This is a genomic window from Pseudodesulfovibrio sp. 7M6 (assembly GCF_050058625.1).
Lineage (GTDB): Bacteria > Desulfobacterota > Desulfovibrionia > Desulfovibrionales > Desulfovibrionaceae > Pseudodesulfovibrio > Pseudodesulfovibrio salinus.
The window spans coordinates 3,423,123-3,443,910 of the sequence record NZ_CP188816.1 but is presented as its reverse complement, the minus strand read 5'-3'; the positions used below and the strand labels follow the sequence as shown (position 1 = coordinate 3,443,910).

Sequence of the window (20,788 nt, the reverse complement as noted above, 5' to 3'; positions counted from 1 at the left end):
GTTCCCTGAGTCAAGCCGAGGCTGCGCGGAATTCAATTTTTCACCGTGTCTGCTGTTGTCTTTTAGTGATGGCAAGCTGCCCCCCCCCACCCGCTTACAATAACAAGCCCGCAGATACTTGTGGTCACAGTTTTCACAACGGACCAAGACACTGTTCCTGTGTGGCTGGATTTGCCTGTCTTTCCCTGGGCGATGGACAGATTGGGGTATGAAGTATTTTGATTTTTAATGAGGATTCTTTTCTTGAAAAGAGCGTATCTATGAGTGCGGTGCGCAGTGCTTTGCTTTAACGGTTTTTAACAGTGATTTTTCCTTGAAGATCCTTGTTTTGGGTGAATATGCTTGCGTGGTTTAACGTCTTCTCTTTCTTCGAGACTGTTCAACAGCCGTAAAGATCGGCTTCGATCAGGATAAGTAGAGTTGCGAGTAAGTGTAAAAAAGAGATTTCATGAAATAGCATCCTGAGATGCATCGGGGGCATCTTCAGAATCTGAGCAAACGCGATCAGGATTTCAGGGAAAAGTCGGGCTGGCGCTTTTGGCCTTTCCCTCAGGACAGCGGACGAGGCGCAAGCCTGTTGCGGGGAGTTGTTCATGTTTATACGGAAACGAAAGTTGGCCTATCTGGCTTGTGCGGTGTGCTTCCTGGTTCTCTCGCTGGTAGTGCATGCCCAGGCGGATGGTGGTGCAGACAACGCTACCGACTGGTATTTCGGTGGCGGGTTTTCCCTGTATGTCGTGGACGTGCCCGACTACGCGCCGACGTGGGATGTTGACGTGACAAGTCTCGCCCCCCTCACGATGACGAATCCCAGCCGCATAACACTCGCGGGCGGCCCCATTGCGGCCCCACTTGTTGAGGCCACATTGGGTAGGGAGCTTGCCGACCAGTGGTTTGTGGAGACCAAGGTCGAATACGCGTATGTAGAGAACTACTGTTTCCGGTCTAATAGAGGCAGCGACCCCGCTCATACCCACGGCACTGTATTCTTTCCATTAGATGGAGTCTCCACGAGAACCGGGGGAATCTGGGGCAATTCCCAAATGGAACTTGAATTCGAGTTCCAGCAATACGGTGCGGCCCTGGTTGCAGGCAAAACCTTTGGCAGGGACGATTGGCACATCCGTCCTTTTGCCGGATTGTGGTTTCAGGAGAGGGACACGACCTATAGAATGGATTTTGGTGATGGCGGCGTCAATGTCCCAACGTATTTTGTTGACGAGATCGAAACCCTGTACAAAGGGCTGCTGGTCGGAGTCGGGTTGACATTGCCAATGAATGGTTGGGCCATCGAGCTGGAAACCACGCACGGAGTGGCTTTCGCCCACACGCAGTATAGTGGAGACTGGGATACTCCTAATGATATCGGCATGACAAGCTACTTGAGCCTCGATAAGTACGAGCGGGCCTACCGGGGAACGCTCCAGGCCTCGGTATCCATCCCCGTGGAAGTTGACTGGGATTTCAACTTTACCGGTGAACTACGATACCTGTCCTATGTTCCCCGGCTCATGTCCAGCGGCCAATCTGCCAATGCAAACATTGCCGGACCCGCTCACCTGGTCGGCGAGTCCTCGTTCTCCGGCAAGCTGGGCTTGGAGATCAGCCACTCCTTCTGATCGGGCAACCCGAAGGGGCTTTCCGGACACGCATTCCCCTGAATAATCCATTTGTAGCAGCCGAATAGCCTGGACCCGCCAATTCCCCCAGGTTAGAGCTCACCCAATTCCCAGTCTACACCCCCCGCGCAGCGGAGAGCGGATTCCAAAGGCCTTGGGCCTTTGGCAGGTCCAGGGCAGCGCCCTGGTCTCCCCGAAGGGGCCGCCGGAGGCATCCTCTTCCCGAAGTCTGTCAAGCTGCCAAGTTATACCTTTTTTACCCGTTTACCCGTTTATTCTCGCCTTTTTTCCCGATGCCGAAAACCGGGGCTATGCTCCTGCGCAAACACGAACAGGAGGTTTTGCATTATGGGAGGAAGCTCCATTGGTTTGATTCAGACGGTATTGGGCGCGGCCACCGGATTCATGCAGCCGAAACCGCATAAGCCCTCGGACAATACGGCCGAACTGGAGGCGCAGCGGGCTGCCGAAAAGGAGGAACAGCGCCAGGAGGAGGCCGCCGAGCGCAAACGCGAGCGGGACAAGGTGCTGGAGGCGAGGACGGCTGAGAAGTCGGTGCGCTCCAAGGCGGCGGAGACCACGCTTTTGTCCGGCGGGGCGGGATTGGGCGATAGCGCGCCCGTGGCAACGGCCAAGCTCAAACAAAAGCTGGGAGAGTAGCCATGCGTGACGATGAATTGGCCCGGTCGCTCCTTGACCGGTATCACGGCCTGGATGAACGCCGCCGTCCTTGGGTTCCCACATGGCGCGAGCTGGCGGACTACATGTTGCCGCGCAAGGACAGCTTTGCCGGGTCCGGCTCCACCTCGCTGCCGCGTGGCGGAGCCGGGGACGAGCGCATTTTCGACTCGGCCCCCATGCACGCGCTGGAGCTGCTGGCCTCGGCCCTGGGCGGGTTGCTGACCAATCCGTCACAGGTTTGGTTCGACATCCGGGCGCGCGATGCGGAAATCGGGGACGAGGAGGAGGTCCGCACCTTCCTGCAACAGGCACGGGAGCGGATGCTCGCGGTGTTCAACAGCGAGGACACGGGATTTCAATCCAACGTGCACGAGCTGTATCTGGACGTGGCCCTGCTGGGCACAGCCGTGATGTATGTGGAAGCTGACCCGGAAAACGCGGTCCGATTCTCGACCCGGCCGTTGGGCGAGGTCTTTGTGGCCGAGTCCGCGCGCGGCATGGTGGACACGGTGTACCGCAGCTACGAGATTCCGGCGCGGCAGGCCCTGCGCGAGTGGGGCAACGCCCTCTCGGCCGAGGGCCGGCAAAAGGGCGTGGACAGCCCGGAGACGCCCGTGCGTATCCTCCACGCGGTGTTTCCGCGTTCGGACCGCGATCCCATGGGATTCGGCGCGGCCAACTTCCCCTTTGGCAGTGTCTATCTGGAGATGGGGGCGGAGCACGTCCTGGAGGAATCCGGGTATCTGGAAATGCCCTATCTGGTGCCCCGCTGGGCCAAGGCGGCGGGCGAGATATACGGCCGGGGACCGGGGCAGACCGCGTTGTCCGACACTCGGGTGCTCAACGCCATGGGCCGCACCGCGCTCATGGCCGCGGAGAAGATGGCCGATCCGCCGCTCATGGTGCCGGACGACGGTTTTCTCGGTCCGGTTCGTTCCGGCCCCGGAGGCCTGTCCTACTATCGGGCGGGGACTTCGGACCGCATCGAATCCTTGCCGGTAGCCGTTGATCTGGCGGCCACGGAAAAGATGATGGAACAGCGGCGCGAGTCCATCCGCCGCATCTTCCTTAACGATCAGTTGCAGCCCGAGGGCCAGATGGGCACGGCCACCGAGGCGGTCATCCGCCAGAGCGAAAAGATGCGTGTGCTTGGCCCGGTGCTGGGAAGGCTCCAGACCGAGTTCCTCAGCCCGCTCATCCGGCGCGTGTTCCGCATCCTGCTGCGGGCAGGGGAACTGCCTCGGTTTCCGGATGGCCTGACCCCGGACAATATCGAGGTGCGTTACACCTCGCCCATGGCCCGTGCCCAGAAGCAGTACGAGGCCCAGGGCCTTTCCCGGACCATGGAATACCTCGCGCCCCTTGTCGGAACCGGCGATCCCTACGGCATCATGGACAACTTCAATACCGACCGGGTGGCCCGCCACGCGGCGGAGCTGTTCGACACCCCGTCCGACTATATCAAGCCGGAATCCGATGTGTCGCAGGCTCGCGAGCAGAAGTCCAAGGCCGGGGATACTGCCCGGCTGACCCAGACTGTGGGGAGCGTGGTCTCCATGGCCAAGACCCTGTCGGAATCCTACACCGACCGGCCCAGCGTGCTTACCGAACTGTGGAATATGCTCCTGGGCGGTGTGTCCACGCAGGCTGGGGAGGGCGGCGTTTCACCCGAAGCGCCGGACGGGACCGGAAAGGCTGCCGGTTCTGTAGCGGTCCCTACGGAAGTTGCTGCCGTCGCATCAAGGATTCTGGGAGGAGAAAATGCAGGATAGCCCATTGGAACTGCACCGCGCCTACAAGCGCGTGTTCGACGGCGAGGACGGGAAACGGGTCATGGCCGACCTTGAGATGCGCGGAAGCTTCTGGCGTTCCACCTTCTCTGCAGAGCCAGGCCGGACCCAGTTTCAGGAGGGCCGACGCTCTCTGGTGCTGCACATGAAACATATGCTGGACGAGAAAAACTTCATCCAAAAGGAGGATTAAGCATGAACAGGAAAATGATGGAAAATTCGGCGGAGGAGAACTGGCGGCAGACCCTGCCCGAGGAGTGGACCGTGACCCAGCCCGGCAAGGACGGGCGGCCCGAAACAATCGCCCTGCGCGACCATCCCTGCCTCAAGGACTACAAGAGCAAGGACGAGGCCGTGAAGGCGCTTGTCCACGCCCAGAAACTGCTGGGCAAGGCCCCGGAAGGGTATGTCCGCCTGCCGGGCGAGGACGCTGCGCCCGAAGATCGGGCCGCCTTTTACGGTGCGCTCGGCCGTCCCGAGGCCGCGGACGGGTATACCCTGCCGGAGATGGAGCTTCCCGAAGGCTTTGAGCTGCATGAGGCCCTGATCTCCGGTTTTCGCAACCGGGCATTTGAGCTGGGCCTGACCCCGGCCCAGGTCTCCGGGCTGTACGAGTGGTTCCTGCCTCTGGTGCTGGATACGCAGCATGAACTGGAGGCCGGTGACCGCAAGCTGCGCGAAAGCGAGTTGGAAACCCTGCGCTCCGTGCATCGGGGGGACACGCCGTCCTTGCTGGACAGTGCCCTGCGTGCGGCCGAGGCCATCGGCGGCCAGGAGCTGGTCGAGGCCCTGAACGAGACCGGCGCGGGCAACCGGGCCACGGTAATCAGCGCCTTTGCCCGCGTCGCCCCCCTGGTGCTGGAGGGCGGCCTGCGCGGCTCGGCCCGTGGCTGGGGAGAGGAACTCTCCAAGGACAAGCTCCTGGAGATGATGCGCGACCCGCGCTACAGTGATCCGCTCAAGCGCGACAACGCCTTTGTCAAAAAGGTCAGCGATGGTTTCAAGACCCTTTACCCCGGAGACTATACCCCCGGCAACCGCATCAGCTAGGCGGTTCAATGGAAACGGGCCGGGGACTGTTTTGTCCTCGGCCCGAGCTCGGCGCGTTTGGAGAAGGGCTCTCCTGTAGTCTAATGGACTGTTTTGTCCCCTTCAGCGGCAGAATCTTGGCAAATGGAGATAAGCTCGGAATTTTCCGTTGATTCGCATCGGGAAATATAGGTTGCTGCCTTCCGGGGATTCCCTTGTATCTTGTATAGCCGGATGAGCTGGGGAAGCATAATTTCGGGGCTGTCGAATTGTTTGAATACGGCCTCGGCAATCTGAAGGGCTTTTTCCTTGTCCGTCGCTGTATATGCATTGATGAGAAGCCGGTATTCCGGGAGCAGGGTGTGTGGTTTGGCACAGTCCCTTTCCAATTGTTCCGTCGAAAGCCTGCCGCTTTTGTCAACGATCATCTGTTCCACATATCGGATATAGCTGATTTCTTCGGCTTGGGACGTGCAGCTTGGACTTTGGATGTGTTGCCACGCCTTCTCAATCTGATGACTGTACATGGCCTGCCTCGCGGCCTCCATCTCTTCCAGCCCGGCAAGGAATGCCCGGACCGGGACTGCTCCCAGGATCGTTTCCAAGGGGGTCTTTTGGGGGGCTGGATGAGCGCTGTTAGGATACCATCTATGGATGTAAATTTTGATAGCTGATTGTCGTTCTTCTGTCGGGTAGTAGCTTGAGAACATAAAAAGAAACTTCGACAAACGATAGGATGCGTATAAACAGTCTGGGCCGAAGACGTGAGCCCGTGGAGTTTGTTGCCGTCTTGCCGCATTCGCACTTGTTATCAGTTCGGCTTCTCCCTTCTCCCATGTGTCCCGCCTTGAGAGCAGGTTGATCTGACTTTCCGGCGAGTATCCGGATCGCAGCAACAGGTCCGTTGCCAAAGCATCCGCCTCTTCCTTTTGTTTTCGGGAGAACACGGGGATTAGGGCTTTATGGCTGATTCTGTCGTCGGCAAAGGGGATGATTTTGTTTCCAGACTCGCTGAGAGCGGTCTGTATCGCTTCCTTGCTGTAGGCGGAGCCGAATAGCTCGTACCAGGGCCATGAGGATTGGTAAATATAGCTTCCCGCCTTGTGCTTCAGTAATATGTGAGAATATTCGTAGGCGAGAAGTGCTGCAACTTCATCCTCGCTCTCCAGCCAATTCAAGATCCCATAGTTTAGGAATATCGCATGGTCCCGCGTAAAAGCCTCGAATTGCGGGTTCGGACGGATGAAAACATAGCTGGGCTCTACTTCACCGGGCCAGGATGCCTGAATTTTCAGCAGAATGGCATTCAAGTAGCTTTCAAGCTCTTTATTACGTGCCACGCCAATTGTCAGTCTGGCGTTCTGGAGGGCTTTCTTCGGAATGGCTATACCTTCAACCCTTTTGGAGGAGGTTTGCCTCGGATTGAGCTTTGCGATGATCGGACCGGGAGTGTCATCCATGCCGTTTCGGTTGCCCAAAAAAGGCACTGTACAGCCGGAAGTTAAGAGCAGTGTAAGGGTCAGTACCAAGGAAAATGAGCGATGCATTGGATTCTCTTTCTGTTAACAGAGGTTGACGTGTTGCCGATACACATGTCGGGATAAACGGAAAGAGTCAACGCTCACGCAATGTTTCCATCTGTGGTTTTCACTGCCCTATAAATCGGATGCTGCCGGAACAGACATCGCCCTCTTCAACCTTGTCCAACCATATCCGGAGCTCGCTGATCCGTTCCTTTGTCTTTTCCGTATAGCGGAAACACCAGCAGCTGGAGAAGACGCTGCCGTACATGTATTGGACGTCTTTCTCGGGATAGATCGATAACAGGTAGGCTTCCCGGTACGCCTCCCATGCGGTCTGCGACGCGTCCAGCTTTTCCAGGAAATGCGTGTCGTCCGCATATTCGGCTTTGATCTTGGCGATGACGGCGTACATCTGCCGGTCTATCTCGGCTACGCTGCAATCGGATAATGGATCGGACGAGGATTCGGCCGGGGCAGGGGCACCGGTTTCCTGGGCAAAGGCCGGGAGACCGCCGACAAGAGTGAGAACGCAGATGATCCCGAGGATATATTGCATCGTACCGGAAGAGCCTGTTCCAATAGTGGTTTTTTGCATGAGTGCCTCGGGTTGCCCGGCTGATTGTTGGCGGACTACTCCGCCGCCTTTTCCAGGTCCGCCAACAGCGCGTGGAGGTCCAGTCCGTAGCGCGTCGTCGCGTCGGTCACGGTCTCGAAGAGGGCGTTGCACAGGATGCATTCACCCGCCTGTTCGTCCCGGGCGCGGAAGACCTCTTCGGTGGCGCGGTACTTGGCCACGATGTCGAGGATGGTCATATCCGGGGTAATGCGCGGGGTATCGCGGGTCATGCCAGTTCCTTCATGGCGCGTTGCAGGGCTTCCGGGATGTGGGCGATGAGTTCGACTATCTGGGAGGCCGGTGTGGGACGGGCCGCCTGCCCTGCGTAGCGGTTGGCCTGGGCCGCGATGCGGGCGGCCAGCGGTGTTTCCAGGCCCGATTCCATCAGGGCGCAGGCCATGCCGGTTACTGTGTCGCCCGTGCCGCCCATGGCTTCCATGGCCGGTTCGGACGGTTCGGAGATTTCGGCCAGAATGCCGGTCTGGTCCGCAATGCGGTCGGTGCTGCCCTTCACCAGCAGGCAGGCGGCTGCATTACCGTGCTCGTAGGCGCGGCTGATCAGGTCCGGCACACGCTCTTCCTCCTGAAGGATGAAGCCGCGCGTATAAAAGGGGTGCGGCGCGTCTTCGTCGGCCAGAAAAGCCAGTTCGCCGGCGTCGGGTGTGAACAGGGCGTACTGGCCCGCCTCGCCGCTCATCTTGGCCGCGTACATGAACCCGGCATCCGCCACCAGGGTGGGGCGCTCGCGCATGGAAAGCACGGCCAGCAGCACCTTGTTGTGCCAGTCCACATCGGGCTGGAGGTAGTGGAAGGCCAGAACCGAAAAGTTCCGCATGGGCAGGGTGTCGGTCAGGTGATGATAGAGGGTTCGGCTGCCGTTGCCCAACCCTTCGTCGCCCACGAGGAAGGCATGGGGCAGGTCGATGCCGAGAAATTCGCAGGCCGCGCAGGCCGCCGTCAACAGCGCCGGGGTGCCGCGGTCCGGCGGGATGGGACGATCGTTGACCGTCAGGACGGAGTCCTGCATCCGGGCCGGGCCGTCCAGCACCGAAATTTCCGGGTCAGGTATGGTGCCGACTATGGCGAGCATAAACGTTGTATCTCCTCATAGGCCAGCTCCAGGGCGTAGCCGCACAGGGTATGGCCTATTTCGCGCGGGGCCGGGGCGGTGTCCAGGGTGCGGCCGATGAGCCGGGCAGCTATGTAGGGCACGTCCGGGCAGCCGCCGCCCGATACGTTGACGATGGTCCGGGTCGCCTTTTCGATGGTCAGCTTCATGTTGGCAGCGCGGACCATCAGATGGTCGCCGAAGTCCCTGACCTGAAAGAGATCCACCGGGGTGAGGAGCGGACCGGTCACGGGGACGATTTCCAGCGGCTCAACACCGGTTTCCTCCAGAACGCGCAATACGTCCAGTTTTTCCATGAGGGGAAATTCCACCACAAGGTCGCATCCGTTACGGATTTCCGGTGGCGGACCCATGACGCGGATTTCGCGGCCCGAGTCCTTGAGCGCCTTCTCCGCCCGGATGACCTCACTGGTGGTATCGAAGACCAGGATGCCCCGGTCCGCACGCTTGCCTGCGGTCGGACCGGGGTCGGATTTCCTGAAGAGTCCGGACAGACCCAAGGTCTAGTCCCCTCTGAGCTGGACGGTGTATTCACCATCCTTTTCCGTAATAGATTCCACGCGCCATCCCTTGCCCTCCGCGGCACGGCACACGTTTTCCTTGGAGGCCTCGGTGTCCAGCAGGACGTCGAGTGTCCCCGAGCCCATGGCCGTTATCTTGGCCAGGGTATCCAGAACCGGCTGGGGGCAGGAGAGGCCCCTCTCGTCGATGGTTTCGCTCATTATGTACCTCTCTTAGGCTTTCTTGCGCATGGTCAGGCCGATGAACAGACAGACGGCCAGGCCGATGAACACGGCGGCGATGCCGTGCGGTCCCACGCCCTTGGGCGAGCTTGCCAGACCGAAGTTGTGGGCAAAGGCCGCGCCCACGATCATGCCGAAGACGAACACGGCTGCGTCGCCGTCGCCCTCACCGGCCATGAAGAGCTGGCGGCCCGGGCAGCCGCCCGCCAGGGCAAAGCAGAGTCCGGCCAGGACCATGCCCATGAAGTTCCACAGTCCCTGCGTGTGGGCCACGGGCTGGCCGTCGAAGCCGGGGTGGAACTGGCCGAGGATCAGGTTGACCAGGAATGCGGCGGCGAGCAGGGCCACCACGCCGGAGAGCAGGTGAATCTGCTTGAACAGGATCAGGTCGCGGAAGGCGCCCATGGTGCAGAATCGGCTGCGCTGGGCCATTACACCCACCAGCAGGCCGACGCCCAGGGAGATAAGCAGCGGGGCGTGCATGGCGCCGGGGCCTTTGGTGCTATAGAAGAGCACGCCGGATTTGGGCTCGCCCGTCACCTGCGGGTAGATGAGCATCAGGGCCAGGAAACCGGCCATGACCAGCGGCATGAGCAGACCCACCGAGGTGTAGGTTTTCTGGCTGCGGCCGAGGTTATAGCCCTGCTTGAAGAACAGGGTGCCGATGCCGATGCCCACGATAAGCCCGGCGATGCCGAACAGGGCATTCATGTCTCCGCCCGCCAGGCGGAGAATGGCGCGCCATGGGCAACCCAGGAACACCAGCGCCCCGATCATGGCGAAGATGCCCAGAATGAAGCGGACAATAGGCGCGGACCCGGCGCGGGGCCGGAAGTCTTTGCCGAAGAATGCGGCACCGAGCCCGCCAAGCACGAAGCCGAAGATCTCCGGCCGCATGTACTGCACCACACCGGCGCGGTGCATACCGACGGCTCCGGCAATGTCGCGCTCGAAGCAGGCGACGCAGATGCCCATGTTGCCTGGATTGCCCAGGTACTGGAGCAACGCGGCAAGGCAGCCGATAATCAGCCCCACGGCAATGATTCCGGCCCTTGTGGCGAAAAAGTTGTTCATACCTCCTCCTTGCATGTAACGGTTGAAAATAAGCCCCCAAAACCTCAACCTTGGACACGAACAACCCATCCGGTTGTTGGCGGACTGGTCATGCATATCACACCTATTTTACTTATAGAAGGAATCTATTTCGTGTCTTGCATATTTCACTTTCCACCGGGTTGGCACCATATGGCGCCGCAAGTCGCTTTTGCTCGACGCCCTTGACAGAAGGGGGCAATGTCCTACAAGGGAGACGCCATGCAAAATCTTATTGAGCTGAACAAGAACGACCTTGAGGCCTTTGTGGCCGAGGACCTCCGCGAACCACGCTACCGGGCAGAGCAGATCTGGCAGTGGCTGTGGCAAAAGCGCGTGCGCGAAGTGGACGCCATGACCAACCTTTCCCGTCCCCTGCGCGAAAAACTTGCGTCCATGGCCGTCATTGCCTGGCCGGAGATAGCCCGGGTGGCCTCCAGCTCGGACGGTACCATCAAGCTGCTGCTGCGCCTTGGGGACGGCAAGCTCATCGAGACCGTGCTCATTCCCATGCAGGACCGCTACTCCCAGTGCCTCTCCACCCAGGTGGGGTGCGCCATGGCCTGCACCTTCTGCAATACGGGCCAGCTCGGTTTCGAGCGCAATCTGACCTATGGCGAGATCATGGGCCAGATTCTGGCCGGGCGGCAGTACCTGGAGGACCAGGGGCTCGCGCCCCTCAAGAATCTCGTGTTCATGGGCATGGGCGAGCCGCTGCTCAATCTGGATACCCTTATCAAGGTGCTCACCGACCTGCCGTGCGAGCGTGGCCTGTCCCTTTCCTGGCGACGGTCCATGGTCTCCACTGTAGGTTTCCCGGACAAGCTCAAGATTCTGGGCGATCTGGAAATAGCTCTGCCCGCCATCTCTCTGCATGCCCCTACCCAGGAACTGCGCGCCCGGATCATGCCCAAGGCGGCCAAGGTGCCGCTGGATGAGCTGATGCGTGCGGTCAACGCCTATCCCATGCGTCCGCGCGAACGCATTACCTTCGAATACCTGCTGCTGAAAGGTGTCAACGACTCCATGGAGCACGCGGACCAACTGGCCCGGCTCATCGACCGCAGGCGGGGCAAGATCAATCTCATCGCCTACAACGCCACCGAAGGGATGCCCTACGGCGCACCGGACCCGGATCAGGTGTTGGCCTTTGAGAAGCGCCTCTGGGATCATGGCCTGACCGCCTTTATTCGCCGCTCCATGGGGGCGGATATCAAAGCGGCCTGTGGGCAGCTCAAGGCGGACGAAATAAGCCGCAACGCTTAGTCGGAGAAAATAGTGTCGATTACCGTTCGTATCTTTTCAGATTTTGTCTGTCCCTTCTGCTACGTTGCTTCTGGGATTATCGATAAATTATCGGATGAGTTTGATCTGGACGTAACCTGGGTGGGCCACGAACTGCACCCGGAGACGCCGCCCGAGGGCGTGGACGTCCTGGAAATGGTCGATCCCTTTGACCTGGAGCAGGTGACTGCCACGCTTCGCGAGCGGGGTGAGCCGTATGGCCTCACCTTTTGCGACATGGAGCGGTTGAGCAATTCTCGCCTCGCGCTTGAGGCCGCCGAGTTTGCCAGGGACGCTGGACATTACAAAGATTTCCACCATGCCGCGTTCCGGGCCTACTTTACGGAAGGGCGGGACCTCGGGGACCGGGACGTGCTGCGGGCCATCGCAAAGGAATGCGGTCTGGACGTCGCCGCAATGGACGTCGCGCTGGAAGACAGACGCTATTCCGAGCGGATCGATCAGGGGGATGAGGAAGCGGAACGCCTGGGCGTCAAGGCCATTCCCTGCTTTTTCATCGAGGACCAGCCCCGGCTCATCGGAGCGGTGTCGGAAAAGGAATTCCGCGAGCGGCTTAAGCAGGCCGCCAATGGTAGGAAGTTGCAGCCTCTCTAGGCCAAGCAGTGGGAGACACATGGATATGCAAGCGAATAAGTCCGAAATCGTAGTCTTTTTTACCGGTGGGACCATTGGCATGTCCCCGGCCGAGGGCGTGCACGGCGTGGTGCCGGGCGACAACTTCGGGGAGTTGCTCAATCAGCTGGCCCCGCAGGATGGCGTCACCCTCCGGCCCGTGTGCTGGTCCGACAAGCCGAGCGGTCACATGACCCCGGCGGACATGTTCCGTCTGGCGCGAGATGCCGAGGCGTGTCTGGCCGAGCCTCAGGTACTCGGTGCGGTCATCCTGCACGGCACGGATGTATTGGCCGAAACCGCCTATCTCTGCGATCTGGTCATTGATTCCGAGAAGCCCGTGGTCCTGACCGGGTCCATGCGCTATTACTCCGAATCCGGCTACGACGGCGTGCGCAACCTGATAAACGCCGTCCGCGCCTGTCTGCTGCCCATCCCGGCCGGGATCGGCGCCTGTCTGCTCATGACCGACCGTCTCTTTTCGGCCCACGAAGTGGTCAAGGTCAATTCTCTCAATGTAGATGCCTTCGAGTCCCGTGAGGCCGGTATAGTCGGCTATGTGGCCGGCGATTCCGTGATCCTGTCCGGCTTCCCCCTGGCCCACGCCTCACGGCGCAAGCTTCGGCCTGCGGCTCTGGAGGAAAACGTGGCCCTCATTACCGCCTACACCGGGATGGACCGATCACTTATCGATCATGCTAAAGCGTCCGGAATGAAAGGGCTTGTCATCGAATGTTTCGGTGCCGGTAACGTGCCTCCGGGCATTGTTCCGGCCATTGAGGACTGCGTTGCCGACGGCGTGCCTGTGGTGCTCGCCACCCGCTGCATCGAGGGCGGCGTATGGCCCATCTATGGCTACTACGGCGGCGGGGCGGACCTCCAGGACAAGGGCGTCATCCTCTGCGGCCGGCTCGGCGGCCCCAAGGCCCGTTTGCGGCTCATGTGCGCACTCGGCCTGACTCAGGACATGGGTGATATCCGCGAAATGTTTTGTGACGCGTAAGTAGGGAGATCGGGGAGGCCTCCGGCGGCCCTCCGGGGGCTTAAGAACCTTTTGAAAAAGGTTCTTAAGAATCTCCAAAACTTTTTGGTTCCGCTTCGCGGGGGTGGGCGTTTTTGCAGAAGCCTACCCCTTAATCCGTCCTTTTTTCCCTGATCTGTGGGCAGATTAAAGCCCATTCAATTCCCTACATACCGCGCGTAGCGCAATCAAAAAGTTCTGGAGAGTCCAGAGAACCTCTTTCAAGAGGTTCTCTGGCCGCCGGAGGCATATCTTACGTCCATCCCGCCGCAGGCGGTTTCATCTTTCGCTTCTTTTTGCCCGAATAAAGTGGCTACCATGCTATAGCCAAGCGGTGCTTTCGCCACCCCTGTCAATCTGTCATTTTGTGCTTTTTTTACCCGTTTTCCTGTTTGTTTTTGCCGTTTTCCCCGGAGCGGAAAACCGGGCTTATGGTGGTTCGCGACCGGCCCGGAGGCGGGAGGTTCGGCCCGGCGCGGCGTGTGGAACGGTTCCATGCACCTGCGTCGGACACCCGGACCCGGCCTTAGCGGAGACCCGGTGGTTGAAACGTCAAAACATGAAAGGAGAACAGATTACATGTCCAATAACATCGATCAGGCGTTTGTCACCGAGTACAGCGCCATTGTGCATCAGGCGTATCAGAATCGCGGTTCCAAGATGCGCAACACCGTCCGCATCCAGTCCGGCGTGACCGGGTCCAAGTGCGTGTTCCAGAAAATCGGCAAGGGCGCGGCCGGGAAGAAGACCCGCCACGGCAACGTGCCGCTCATGAACCTCGATCACTCCACCGTGTCGTGCACTCTCTCGGACTGGTACGCCGCCGAGTTCGTGGACAAGCTGGACGAGATCAAGGACAAGCTCGACGAAAAGCAGGTGGCGGCCGATGCCGGTGCCTGGGCCCTGGGCCGCAAGATCGACGAGTTGCTCATCAGCAAGCTGGAGGGCGCGTCCAATGTGGTGGCCGAGGCGGAAACCGGCCTGACCAAGGACAAGATCCTCCAGGCCTTCGGCACGCTCAACGCCAATGATGTGGCTGACGACGGCCATCGCTTCGCCGTGGTCGGTCCGCACCAGTGGAATGAATTGCTGAACATTCAGGAGTTCAAGTCCAGCGACTACGCCGGGGAACAGTATGCCTGGCTCAAGGGCACGGAATCCCGCACCTGGCTCGGCATCACCTGGATGTTCCACAACGGCCTGCCCGTAAGCGGCGGCACGCGCAGCTGTTTCATCTACCACCGCAACGCCCTGGGGCTGGCCGAGGGCCAGGACATCCAGGCCTTCATGGACTGGGTGCCGGAAAAGGCTGCCCATCTCGTGGATCACATGCTCAGCGCCGGAGCCTGCCTCATCGACGCCGACGGCGTGGTGTCCATCCAGTGCGACGACGACGCAACCATCGTCTAGCCGCGCCCAAACCAAAACTGGGGACATCCCCCTTCTGAATATAAGGAGAAAATACAATGGCATATAAGAGCGAAGACATGCGGCTGATGGGCGGCGTTCCCGGCCAGCAGCTGTTCATCTACCGGAGCGAGGACGCGGTGACCGCCATCGTGGCCTCGGGCTACTTCAACCAGGCCGTGGAGGACTACAACCTCGACACCGGCGACATCATAGTGGCGTGCTCCGGCACGTCCATGGCCGCAGGCGTGGACCTGCTTGTAGCGACCAATTCGGCCGGTACGGTCACGGTGGTCAACGGCAGCTAGTCTGCATCCAAAACACAATCCCCAGGCGTGAACAGGGGGCCTCCTGCAGGAGGCCCCCGCTTGGCGGGACAACGGGAGGAATCATGGATTCAATATTCAATAATGACAACTTTACAAAAATGCACTATAACCCATCAACAGGGCAGGAGAACCGGCTTTGGATACGGTATGGCGACAATACGTTCGAGCCGGTCCGCCGGGACGGCAATCTCGGCCTGAAGTACCGTTCCAAATCTCGTCCCACGGATTGGTGGGTTACGGAGCGTCCCAAGGACTGGAACCCTGCCGAGAACGGCTTCGACTTGTCACTGAACCACGACTATGGCGAGCAGGACAAGCCGGGTAGCCGTGGAGTTGGGGGCAATGAAATAGATGACAAGCTATTCCACCGCGGCGAGAAGGTCAGTGCAGGAGATATGTCGTACAAGTTCGGCAGGGATGAGTCCAAGCCTGTGGTATTTGCAGACAAAAAAACGGCAACCGCCGCTCCCTCCGGTCGCAAGACCACCCTTGCAGAGGGCGGCGACGGGTATCGCAGGTACGAGAAAGAAAGGCAGGCGGCGAAGTCGTCCGCTCAGTACGCCGAGGACCTCAAACGGTGGGAGCGGGAGCAGGGCATCGACCCGAACCAGGGCTCCGGGCATGAGCGGCGGCCTCCCTCGTCCTCCAGGGATGCGGCGGAGATGGAACACGCGCAGAGCAAACAACCTGTGAAGGACTATATCAAGTGGCTGCGGGAACAACGGGAGCACCCCGCCTGGGGTAAGGAGAAAACGCCTGTGGAAAAGGTGCGGGGAGTAAGTGACTCTATAACGGGGTCTGTCTTGGAAACAGTCCTTGAGCAGGAGTTGGAAAATCGTGTCTCTTTTCCGGCTCGGACATTGGGAGTGGGTTTGGAGGTATTAGGTCCTATTGCCGATGTGTTGCTTTCTCCAAAGGATGCGTGGTGATGACTTCGATATCCAAAGCCCTTTTAAGAAGATTACTATTGGGTATGCCGTTGGATGTGTTGGGAAGTGTCATAACGTATTGTCTTACCGTGCGTTGGGATCTTACCATCATAGTAGGAGGCTGCCTTGTTGCAGGTCATCTGAACAGCCTTTTTATTCTTTACTTGGTCCGTAGGCGGCAGTTGGAATCAGAGCGGGATAAAGATTACTGACGAATAGAACTCTGGCAGAACCCTGTTTTCTTCTATAATTTCAAATGCCTTTATCCGAGAACAGCGAGGGCTATCGCAAATACGAGGCGAAGCGCCAGGCTGCCAAATCATCCGCTCAGTACGCCGAGGACCTCAAACGATAGGAGCGGGAGCAGGGCATCGACCCGAACCAGGGCTCCGGGCATGAGTTCGCGCGGGGTATGAATAAGCCTTTAACCTACGAGGATTTTGATCGTGCTAGAGGACGGATGTGGTCCGGCATTGGTAAAGCCGTGGTTGAAGGTACTAAGGGATCGGCAAAGGCGGTGAACCGTACGGTAGATGAACTGCGGCATAACGAAGCCCTCCACAAGGGGTTAGAATTTGGCGGTCGGGCGGCTTGGGAAGTCACCAAGGATGTTGCCAAGCGAGCAGGGCAGGACGCGGTTGAGGCTTGGGCGGAACAAAAAATCGTAGGCGGCCTTGGTCGGATTGGTACGGTTGGCGAAATAGCACAATCGGTATTGGATAATCCAGGTGTTGTCTCGGTTCGTCATTCCAGGGAGATTGCAAAAAAAATTCAAAAGGGATTAAGGGAATATCCCGGAATGGCACGTGATTTGGGAGAGCGAATTCGAACAGTTAAATGAAAGGTATATCGGAAATAGGCTAGTGACCACGTTTGACTTGGCGTAGCCTTTATGGAGCATAAATGTCCTGGACCTGGTGGAATTTTGTCTCGTTCAGTGCGGGCGTGTTCGCCCTTGGGGCTTTTGTCAGCGCGATTGTTTTAATCCTCGGCAGGGAGGGCGTTGTCGGCGTTCATTTCTCGGGACGAGGAAAGCGACGGGTGATACTCGGCAATTTTGCCGTCGGTATTGCTTGTGTGTGGTTCAGCTTTGATCCACCGGGTTTCAGGCCCTTCTACTTCGTTCTCATAGGTTACACCTATGGAGTTGTATTGCTGATCTGTCTTGTTCGGTCGATGCTGAAAAAGACGAATGAGGATAAAGAGTTGGAGGCAGAGGGGGCGACGCATTCGGAAGAAAACGCTGATGCGAGCTGGGAAGAACCCGCAGGGTTTTGGATCGTCGTCACTCTGACCGGCGTTTTAAGCGTTGCCTCGTTGTTTTTTGCGTATGAAGAAGGTCCGCCCGAATTTTATTGGCTGGCCCGTCTGCCGTGGGCTATCTGCCTTGTTCTGACCGGTCTCTTGTATTGGCGGAAGAGGTGGTGGATTATACCGCTTTTGCTAACTGTATTTATCGCCTTCCCAGAATTGTTTCTTTCCCTAAGGGAATCCATCGGGTCGGGTGTTCGGTAATACACCTCGGATGAGGTGAAGATTAATCCCACCAGTCCAACGTGAATATCAAACCGTTGGGGCGGGAGTGGACAGGGGATGATACCTCCCCATTTGAAAGAATCATGAGAAAATTCACCATCATTCTGTTGTTCCTGCTGCATGTGTTGTACCTGACGAGTTCCTATTTTATAGGCAGGGCAGGCCCTTTTGACGGGCTGGCTGAGTCTGTGTATTTCGCGCTGGCTGTTTTCGTTTATAGTGTTTCATTCTTTGAGCTAAAACGGGCGCGGTATCTGCTCCTGCTGTTTTATGCGCATTTGGGGTACCGGTGCATATATACCTTGCCTCTGGCGCTGAATAATGACGCGTACCTTCTCTTCTCTGGCTGTCTGGCGTCCTTGTGCATCGCTATTGGGCTTTGCGGCCAGATCGTTTTTCGCCGGGGAAGGCGCCTGCCGCAAAATCGGCTGGTGCGCCTGTTTCTTTTGGTGTGGCTGCTTACGTTGACCCTGATTTCCAGAATGCCCGTTATGCTGATCTATAGTGTGGGGCTAAAGAGTGTTTCCGTTTTTTATGCCGGTATGCTCGCGGTGATGTTCATTAGTTCGGCACTGGTGAGCGATGGCAAGGATGGATTGATCGCGGCTCAGGCCGCCTCCGCTCTGGTTTTTGTCGTTCCATTCCTGCAGATGTTTCCCTTCGGCCCTCATTCCATTTTTTCAGCTTACTATGTCGGCGGCGCGATGGCCGGTATCGGCGCAACAGTGATTCTGGGGGCGCTGGTCGTCGTCAAAAATCAGCGGGCTTCAGTGGGACAAGCGATAGGAAGATAGAAGAAGCCCCGCATACGATGTAGGGCGTGGAGACTGTCAGTTGCTGGACGGAAGATAGGTGCTTGAGGGTATAGCAGAATAACAGACTGAAGGATGTTTGTGGATGGGCAGATCGGCAAAAAGCATCATGAAAAGTTGCTTGATAGCACTCTCAATAGCTATTGTGGGCGGTGTCTTGACCTATTGGATCACTGGGCGTTGGGACATGACGGTCATCGTGAGTGTGTTCCTTCTCGCAGGAAGTCTGAATGCGTCTTTCGGAAATTACCTTGCGCGCAGAAGCAAGTTTGAAAAGCGTGATGGTGGCAGGTGATGAAAAAACGAAGCAAGGCGTTGTGGAATGATCTTTTCGTAAGCCTGCTCATGGGTTTGGTTGGTGGCGGGCTTGTCCACTGGTATGCCGGTATGTGGGAATTGACGATGTCGGTGGGGCTTTTCCTTTTTGCAAGTGGCATGCGGGGTTTCAGCTGGACGTTCTTCTGTGGCCGGTTTGACGATGAGGATAAGACAAATGGCCCCGCCTGATTAACTATACAAGCCTTTTCAGCCCAAGAAGTTCCTCCCCCCGAAATGGGGATGCAAGGGGGCTTCCCCCTTGCCCGCCGGAGGCGAAATCACCCGTCCATCGCCGCCAAGGGCGGCCTCCTCTCCTCTTTTCCTCTTCCCCTCTTTACTCTCTTCTAAAACTCCAACGTCACGCCGCTGCCGATCTGGCCCACCGAGCATTTTCGGGCAAGGGCGATCTTGGCGCCCAGGTCCGTGCAGTGGCAGGGGTAGAGCGCTTCCAGATTCAGGGAGGCGAGGTAGTCGGTGGTCGGGTCCAGTCGGGCCGGGGTTTCGTTTAGCAGATGAAAGCCGCCGAGCACGGCCCGGACGTTGTCCACGCCCGTTACTCGCTTGGCGTGCTCCACGGTGTTGCAAATCCCGGCGTGGGCGCAGCCGGAGATGATGACCAGGCCGGAGTCCGAGACGTAGGCCAGGGCGGTGTCGTCCGGCATGTGGTCCGGCACCGGTCCGTCGGGCTCCATGCGTTCGCCCAGCGGCGGCGGAGTCTCGAAATCCAGTGTGCGCTCTATCTGCCCCAGGGCGACGAGCCGGTCCGTGAGGTGGACTGGTTCCCGGCTGAGGGCCAGCTCGAACTGAGTGTTCAGCTTGTCTTCGGCCAGGAGCATGCCGATTTCCGGGGTAGCGCCCTTGCGCTTGGTGACGAATGCTTCGGGGTGGGCCAGCAGGCGCGGGCGCGATGCCCGTACATCGGACCGTGCGGCCTCGAAGTAGTGGCGGATCAGCACGTCCAGCCCCCAGGTGTGGTCGAAGTGTCCGTGGGAGAGGACGATCCAGTCGAGATGGAGCAGGTCCTTGTTCATCTGGCGTGCGTTTTTGAGAAACGCGTCCGAGTATCCGGCATCAAAGAGGATGCGGTGCCCTTCGTCCAGAATGAGGATGGAAAGGGCGGGTTCGGCCAGATAGGTGGTGCCGATGAGGGAGCAGTTGTCCACAAGAAAGGTCAGTTGCATAGGGGCTCCTCGCTATAGGGGCTGGCGGCCGCGGGCGAAATGTCCTATGCCGTTCCAATGTCTCTACGAAACACACTTTTCTCCCTCTGTCTACTGCTCGCCCTGACGCTTCCCGCCGTTGCAGGACAAACGCGGGACGCCCAATTCCTCTCCGCCATAGATGGCGATTCCCTGTTGCTGGTCATCGAGGGCCGTTCCCGCGAGGTGCGGCTTATCGGCATCGATGCGCCGGAGCATGGTCAGGAGTATGGGACGCAGGCCCGACAGGAGATCCTGCGCCTGTGCTATGGCCGCTCGCTACGGGTGGAGTACGACAAGCAGCGCAAGGATCGGTACGGTCGCCTGCTCGCCTATGTCTATTATGGGAAAACGATGGTCAACGCGGAGATGGTTCGGGCCGGTCTGGCCCTGGCGGTTCGTTATGAGCCGAATACGCTGCACCTTGATTTGCTGCGCGCTGCGGAAAAGGAGGCTCGCGCCAAGCGGCGGGGCTTCTGGCTGCACGGGGGATTGAAGCGTACGCCGTACGAGTGGCGTAAGCTGCATAGGCGCGGGGCGTCCTCGGGAAAGGTGGGAGGTTAGTCCCCCACGAAGGAGAACTCCCTGCCATTATCCATATCCGTAATTACGGCTATGGCGGCCCATCGCTCGAAACAGTGCCCGGCCAGATCGGGCGGGGTCTTCAGCATTTCGCGTTCGATCGGCACTTCCGCAACCACATAATAGGATTTCATGAAGATCAGGCTCCAGGTGCCGTCTCCTCCGTCCAGAGTGTAGGGGCGCCCCATTCGGGTGCGCAGCTTCGGGCAGCTTGCGTCCGAGGTGCAGATACAGACGCCTTCCCAGTCGTAATATTCCAGAAAGGCATCCAGGGAAAAGGGCACGCCGGATTCAAACCGGCCCGCATCCATGGCCTTGTGGAATCTGCCGGCAACGTAGGTGTCGGTATAGTCCAGATATAGCGCCGTGACGATGGCTCCGGCCACAACCACGAAAACGATGATCGCGCTTTTGGTTCGCGTCATGGGCAGCTCCCGTTTTGGGTCTCCCGCCGGACAAAGTATCCGGCCGTGATTCCATAATCTATACAGGCTGGAAGCCATCCGGTCAAACTGG

At 58.8% G+C, this 20,788-nt stretch carries 26 protein-coding genes; 16 read left to right on the top strand and 10 right to left on the bottom strand.

Annotated features, from left to right (window positions below):
• Nucleotides 1–593 precede the first annotated feature (593 nt).
• The 5 genes from ACI0FG_RS16150 (at nucleotide 594) to ACI0FG_RS16130 (ending at nucleotide 5,140) form a co-directional block, all read left to right on the top strand.
• Nucleotides 594–1,619, top strand: coding sequence for a hypothetical protein (locus ACI0FG_RS16150; protein WP_419786035.1), 1,026 nt, complete (start codon nucleotides 594–596; stop codon nucleotides 1,617–1,619).
• A 348-nt stretch (nucleotides 1,620–1,967) separates the two neighbouring features.
• A complete protein-coding gene (locus tag ACI0FG_RS16145) occupies nucleotides 1,968–2,279 on the top strand; it encodes a hypothetical protein (protein ID WP_419786034.1) in 312 nt (103 codons plus the stop codon).
• Between the two features lie 2 nt (nucleotides 2,280–2,281).
• Nucleotides 2,282–4,072, top strand: a complete 1,791-nt coding sequence (locus tag ACI0FG_RS16140) for a portal protein (protein WP_419786033.1) — start codon at nucleotides 2,282–2,284, stop codon at nucleotides 4,070–4,072.
• Nucleotides 4,062–4,283 carry a hypothetical protein gene (locus ACI0FG_RS16135; RefSeq protein ID WP_419786032.1) on the top strand — a complete coding sequence of 74 codons (222 nt, stop codon included), beginning with the start codon at nucleotides 4,062–4,064 and terminating at the stop codon, nucleotides 4,281–4,283. The genes ACI0FG_RS16140 and ACI0FG_RS16135 overlap by 11 nt, the downstream gene beginning before the upstream one ends.
• 2 nt (nucleotides 4,284–4,285) lie before the next feature.
• Complete coding sequence (locus ACI0FG_RS16130; RefSeq protein ID WP_419786031.1) at nucleotides 4,286–5,140, top strand: hypothetical protein; 855 nt, start codon at nucleotides 4,286–4,288, stop codon at nucleotides 5,138–5,140.
• 80 nt (nucleotides 5,141–5,220) lie between these two features.
• On the opposite strand, the gene ACI0FG_RS16125 is transcribed toward ACI0FG_RS16130, so the two are convergent.
• The 7 genes from ACI0FG_RS16125 to yedE form a co-directional block, all read right to left on the bottom strand.
• Nucleotides 5,221–6,666: a M48 family metalloprotease gene (locus tag ACI0FG_RS16125; RefSeq protein WP_419786030.1), complete on the bottom strand. Its 1,446-nt coding sequence runs from the start codon at nucleotides 6,664–6,666 to the stop codon at nucleotides 5,221–5,223.
• Nucleotides 6,667–6,766: 100 nt separating this feature from the next.
• Complete coding sequence (locus tag ACI0FG_RS16120) at nucleotides 6,767–7,237, bottom strand: lysozyme inhibitor LprI family protein (RefSeq protein ID WP_419786029.1); 471 nt, start codon at nucleotides 7,235–7,237, stop codon at nucleotides 6,767–6,769.
• A gap of 35 nt (nucleotides 7,238–7,272) precedes the next feature.
• Complete coding sequence (locus tag ACI0FG_RS16115; RefSeq protein ID WP_419786028.1) at nucleotides 7,273–7,488, bottom strand: hypothetical protein; 216 nt, start codon at nucleotides 7,486–7,488, stop codon at nucleotides 7,273–7,275.
• Nucleotides 7,485–8,348, bottom strand: a complete 864-nt coding sequence (locus tag ACI0FG_RS16110) for an NAD(P)H-hydrate dehydratase (RefSeq protein ID WP_419786027.1) — start codon at nucleotides 8,346–8,348, stop codon at nucleotides 7,485–7,487. Before ACI0FG_RS16110 ends, ACI0FG_RS16115 begins: the two co-directional genes overlap by 4 nt.
• Complete coding sequence (locus tag ACI0FG_RS16105) at nucleotides 8,336–8,887, bottom strand: DUF3343 domain-containing protein (RefSeq protein ID WP_419786026.1); 552 nt, start codon at nucleotides 8,885–8,887, stop codon at nucleotides 8,336–8,338. The genes ACI0FG_RS16110 and ACI0FG_RS16105 overlap by 13 nt, the downstream gene beginning before the upstream one ends.
• Before the next feature lie 3 nt (nucleotides 8,888–8,890).
• Nucleotides 8,891–9,109 (bottom strand): sulfurtransferase TusA family protein, encoded by a 219-nt coding sequence (locus ACI0FG_RS16100; protein WP_419786025.1) that lies wholly within the window; start codon nucleotides 9,107–9,109, stop codon nucleotides 8,891–8,893.
• A gap of 12 nt (nucleotides 9,110–9,121) precedes the next feature.
• Nucleotides 9,122–10,204 (bottom strand): YedE family putative selenium transporter, encoded by a 1,083-nt coding sequence (yedE, locus tag ACI0FG_RS16095; RefSeq protein WP_419786024.1) that lies wholly within the window; start codon nucleotides 10,202–10,204, stop codon nucleotides 9,122–9,124.
• A 240-nt stretch (nucleotides 10,205–10,444) separates the two neighbouring features.
• Between yedE and rlmN the strand changes: the two genes are divergently transcribed.
• The 3 genes from rlmN to ACI0FG_RS16080 are packed head-to-tail and all read left to right on the top strand — an operon-like array spanning nucleotide 10,445 to nucleotide 13,142.
• A complete protein-coding gene (gene rlmN, locus ACI0FG_RS16090) occupies nucleotides 10,445–11,488 on the top strand; it encodes a 23S rRNA (adenine(2503)-C(2))-methyltransferase RlmN (protein ID WP_419786023.1) in 1,044 nt (347 codons plus the stop codon).
• 12 nt (nucleotides 11,489–11,500) lie between these two features.
• Nucleotides 11,501–12,121, top strand: a complete 621-nt coding sequence (locus tag ACI0FG_RS16085) for a DsbA family oxidoreductase (protein WP_419786022.1) — start codon at nucleotides 11,501–11,503, stop codon at nucleotides 12,119–12,121.
• Nucleotides 12,122–12,146: 25 nt separating this feature from the next.
• The gene (locus ACI0FG_RS16080) at nucleotides 12,147–13,142 is read left to right on the top strand and encodes an asparaginase (protein ID WP_419786021.1); all 996 of its coding nucleotides are present in this window, start codon (nucleotides 12,147–12,149) and stop codon (nucleotides 13,140–13,142) included.
• 239 nt (nucleotides 13,143–13,381) lie between these two features.
• Here ACI0FG_RS16080 and ACI0FG_RS16075 read toward each other — a convergent pair whose 3' ends face one another.
• Entirely contained in the window at nucleotides 13,382–13,657 is a 276-nt protein-coding gene (locus ACI0FG_RS16075; RefSeq protein WP_419786020.1) for a hypothetical protein, read from the bottom strand.
• An 82-nt stretch (nucleotides 13,658–13,739) separates the two neighbouring features.
• On the opposite strand from ACI0FG_RS16075, the gene ACI0FG_RS16070 reads away from it, so the two are divergent.
• From ACI0FG_RS16070 to ACI0FG_RS16040, 7 genes are all read left to right on the top strand, one after another.
• Entirely contained in the window at nucleotides 13,740–14,570 is an 831-nt protein-coding gene (locus ACI0FG_RS16070) for a phage capsid protein (protein WP_419786019.1), read from the top strand.
• A gap of 56 nt (nucleotides 14,571–14,626) precedes the next feature.
• Nucleotides 14,627–14,875, top strand: a complete 249-nt coding sequence (locus ACI0FG_RS16065) for a hypothetical protein (protein ID WP_419786018.1) — start codon at nucleotides 14,627–14,629, stop codon at nucleotides 14,873–14,875.
• 83 nt (nucleotides 14,876–14,958) lie between these two features.
• Complete coding sequence (locus ACI0FG_RS16060; protein WP_419786017.1) at nucleotides 14,959–15,825, top strand: hypothetical protein; 867 nt, start codon at nucleotides 14,959–14,961, stop codon at nucleotides 15,823–15,825.
• Between the two features lie 412 nt (nucleotides 15,826–16,237).
• The gene (locus ACI0FG_RS16055) at nucleotides 16,238–16,666 is read left to right on the top strand and encodes a hypothetical protein (protein WP_419786016.1); all 429 of its coding nucleotides are present in this window, start codon (nucleotides 16,238–16,240) and stop codon (nucleotides 16,664–16,666) included.
• A 62-nt stretch (nucleotides 16,667–16,728) separates the two neighbouring features.
• Nucleotides 16,729–17,340, top strand: a complete 612-nt coding sequence (locus tag ACI0FG_RS16050; protein WP_419786015.1) for a hypothetical protein — start codon at nucleotides 16,729–16,731, stop codon at nucleotides 17,338–17,340.
• Nucleotides 17,341–17,444: 104 nt separating this feature from the next.
• The gene (locus tag ACI0FG_RS16045; RefSeq protein WP_419786014.1) at nucleotides 17,445–18,155 is read left to right on the top strand and encodes a hypothetical protein; all 711 of its coding nucleotides are present in this window, start codon (nucleotides 17,445–17,447) and stop codon (nucleotides 18,153–18,155) included.
• 312 nt (nucleotides 18,156–18,467) lie between these two features.
• Entirely contained in the window at nucleotides 18,468–18,680 is a 213-nt protein-coding gene (locus ACI0FG_RS16040; protein WP_419786013.1) for a hypothetical protein, read from the top strand.
• A gap of 155 nt (nucleotides 18,681–18,835) precedes the next feature.
• Here ACI0FG_RS16040 and ACI0FG_RS16035 read toward each other — a convergent pair whose 3' ends face one another.
• Nucleotides 18,836–19,672, bottom strand: a complete 837-nt coding sequence (locus ACI0FG_RS16035; protein WP_419786012.1) for an MBL fold metallo-hydrolase — start codon at nucleotides 19,670–19,672, stop codon at nucleotides 18,836–18,838.
• 57 nt (nucleotides 19,673–19,729) lie between these two features.
• Here ACI0FG_RS16035 and ACI0FG_RS16030 point away from each other — a divergent pair, with 57 nt between their 5' ends.
• On the top strand, nucleotides 19,730–20,254 hold the full coding sequence (locus ACI0FG_RS16030) for a thermonuclease family protein (RefSeq protein WP_419786011.1): 525 nt from the start codon (nucleotides 19,730–19,732) through the stop codon (nucleotides 20,252–20,254).
• On the opposite strand, the gene ACI0FG_RS16025 is transcribed toward ACI0FG_RS16030, so the two are convergent.
• Complete coding sequence (locus ACI0FG_RS16025; RefSeq protein ID WP_419786010.1) at nucleotides 20,251–20,697, bottom strand: hypothetical protein; 447 nt, start codon at nucleotides 20,695–20,697, stop codon at nucleotides 20,251–20,253. The genes ACI0FG_RS16030 and ACI0FG_RS16025 overlap by 4 nt on opposite strands.
• Between the last annotated feature and the right edge of the window lie 91 nt (nucleotides 20,698–20,788).

Excerpts from the sequence above, each read along its gene's own strand:
- ACI0FG_RS16140 (WP_419786033.1), top strand. The coding sequence starts at position 2,282 with ATGCGTGACGATGAATTGGCCCGGTCGCTCCTTGACCGGTATCACGGC.
- ACI0FG_RS16025 (WP_419786010.1), bottom strand. The coding sequence starts at position 20,697 with ATGACGCGAACCAAAAGCGCGATCATCGTTTTCGTGGTTGTGGCCGGA.
- rlmN (WP_419786023.1), top strand. The coding sequence starts at position 10,445 with ATGCAAAATCTTATTGAGCTGAACAAGAACGACCTTGAGGCCTTTGTG.
- ACI0FG_RS16035 (WP_419786012.1), bottom strand. The coding sequence starts at position 19,672 with ATGCAACTGACCTTTCTTGTGGACAACTGCTCCCTCATCGGCACCACC.
- ACI0FG_RS16065 (WP_419786018.1), top strand. The coding sequence starts at position 14,627 with ATGGCATATAAGAGCGAAGACATGCGGCTGATGGGCGGCGTTCCCGGC.
- ACI0FG_RS16055 (WP_419786016.1), top strand. The coding sequence starts at position 16,238 with ATGAATAAGCCTTTAACCTACGAGGATTTTGATCGTGCTAGAGGACGG.
- ACI0FG_RS16135 (WP_419786032.1), top strand. The coding sequence starts at position 4,062 with ATGCAGGATAGCCCATTGGAACTGCACCGCGCCTACAAGCGCGTGTTC.
- ACI0FG_RS16125 (WP_419786030.1), bottom strand. The coding sequence starts at position 6,666 with ATGCATCGCTCATTTTCCTTGGTACTGACCCTTACACTGCTCTTAACT.
- ACI0FG_RS16070 (WP_419786019.1), top strand. The coding sequence starts at position 13,740 with ATGTCCAATAACATCGATCAGGCGTTTGTCACCGAGTACAGCGCCATT.
- ACI0FG_RS16150 (WP_419786035.1), top strand. The coding sequence starts at position 594 with ATGTTTATACGGAAACGAAAGTTGGCCTATCTGGCTTGTGCGGTGTGC.
- ACI0FG_RS16115 (WP_419786028.1), bottom strand. The coding sequence starts at position 7,488 with ATGACCCGCGATACCCCGCGCATTACCCCGGATATGACCATCCTCGAC.
- ACI0FG_RS16130 (WP_419786031.1), top strand. The coding sequence starts at position 4,286 with ATGAACAGGAAAATGATGGAAAATTCGGCGGAGGAGAACTGGCGGCAG.
- ACI0FG_RS16110 (WP_419786027.1), bottom strand. The coding sequence starts at position 8,348 with ATGCTCGCCATAGTCGGCACCATACCTGACCCGGAAATTTCGGTGCTG.
- ACI0FG_RS16050 (WP_419786015.1), top strand. The coding sequence starts at position 16,729 with ATGTCCTGGACCTGGTGGAATTTTGTCTCGTTCAGTGCGGGCGTGTTC.
- ACI0FG_RS16040 (WP_419786013.1), top strand. The coding sequence starts at position 18,468 with ATGAAAAAACGAAGCAAGGCGTTGTGGAATGATCTTTTCGTAAGCCTG.
- ACI0FG_RS16120 (WP_419786029.1), bottom strand. The coding sequence starts at position 7,237 with ATGCAAAAAACCACTATTGGAACAGGCTCTTCCGGTACGATGCAATAT.
- ACI0FG_RS16060 (WP_419786017.1), top strand. The coding sequence starts at position 14,959 with ATGGATTCAATATTCAATAATGACAACTTTACAAAAATGCACTATAAC.
- ACI0FG_RS16100 (WP_419786025.1), bottom strand. The coding sequence starts at position 9,109 with ATGAGCGAAACCATCGACGAGAGGGGCCTCTCCTGCCCCCAGCCGGTT.
- ACI0FG_RS16030 (WP_419786011.1), top strand. The coding sequence starts at position 19,730 with ATGTCTCTACGAAACACACTTTTCTCCCTCTGTCTACTGCTCGCCCTG.
- ACI0FG_RS16145 (WP_419786034.1), top strand. The coding sequence starts at position 1,968 with ATGGGAGGAAGCTCCATTGGTTTGATTCAGACGGTATTGGGCGCGGCC.
- ACI0FG_RS16080 (WP_419786021.1), top strand. The coding sequence starts at position 12,147 with ATGCAAGCGAATAAGTCCGAAATCGTAGTCTTTTTTACCGGTGGGACC.
- ACI0FG_RS16075 (WP_419786020.1), bottom strand. The coding sequence starts at position 13,657 with ATGGAACCGTTCCACACGCCGCGCCGGGCCGAACCTCCCGCCTCCGGG.
- yedE (WP_419786024.1), bottom strand. The coding sequence starts at position 10,204 with ATGAACAACTTTTTCGCCACAAGGGCCGGAATCATTGCCGTGGGGCTG.
- ACI0FG_RS16045 (WP_419786014.1), top strand. The coding sequence starts at position 17,445 with ATGAGAAAATTCACCATCATTCTGTTGTTCCTGCTGCATGTGTTGTAC.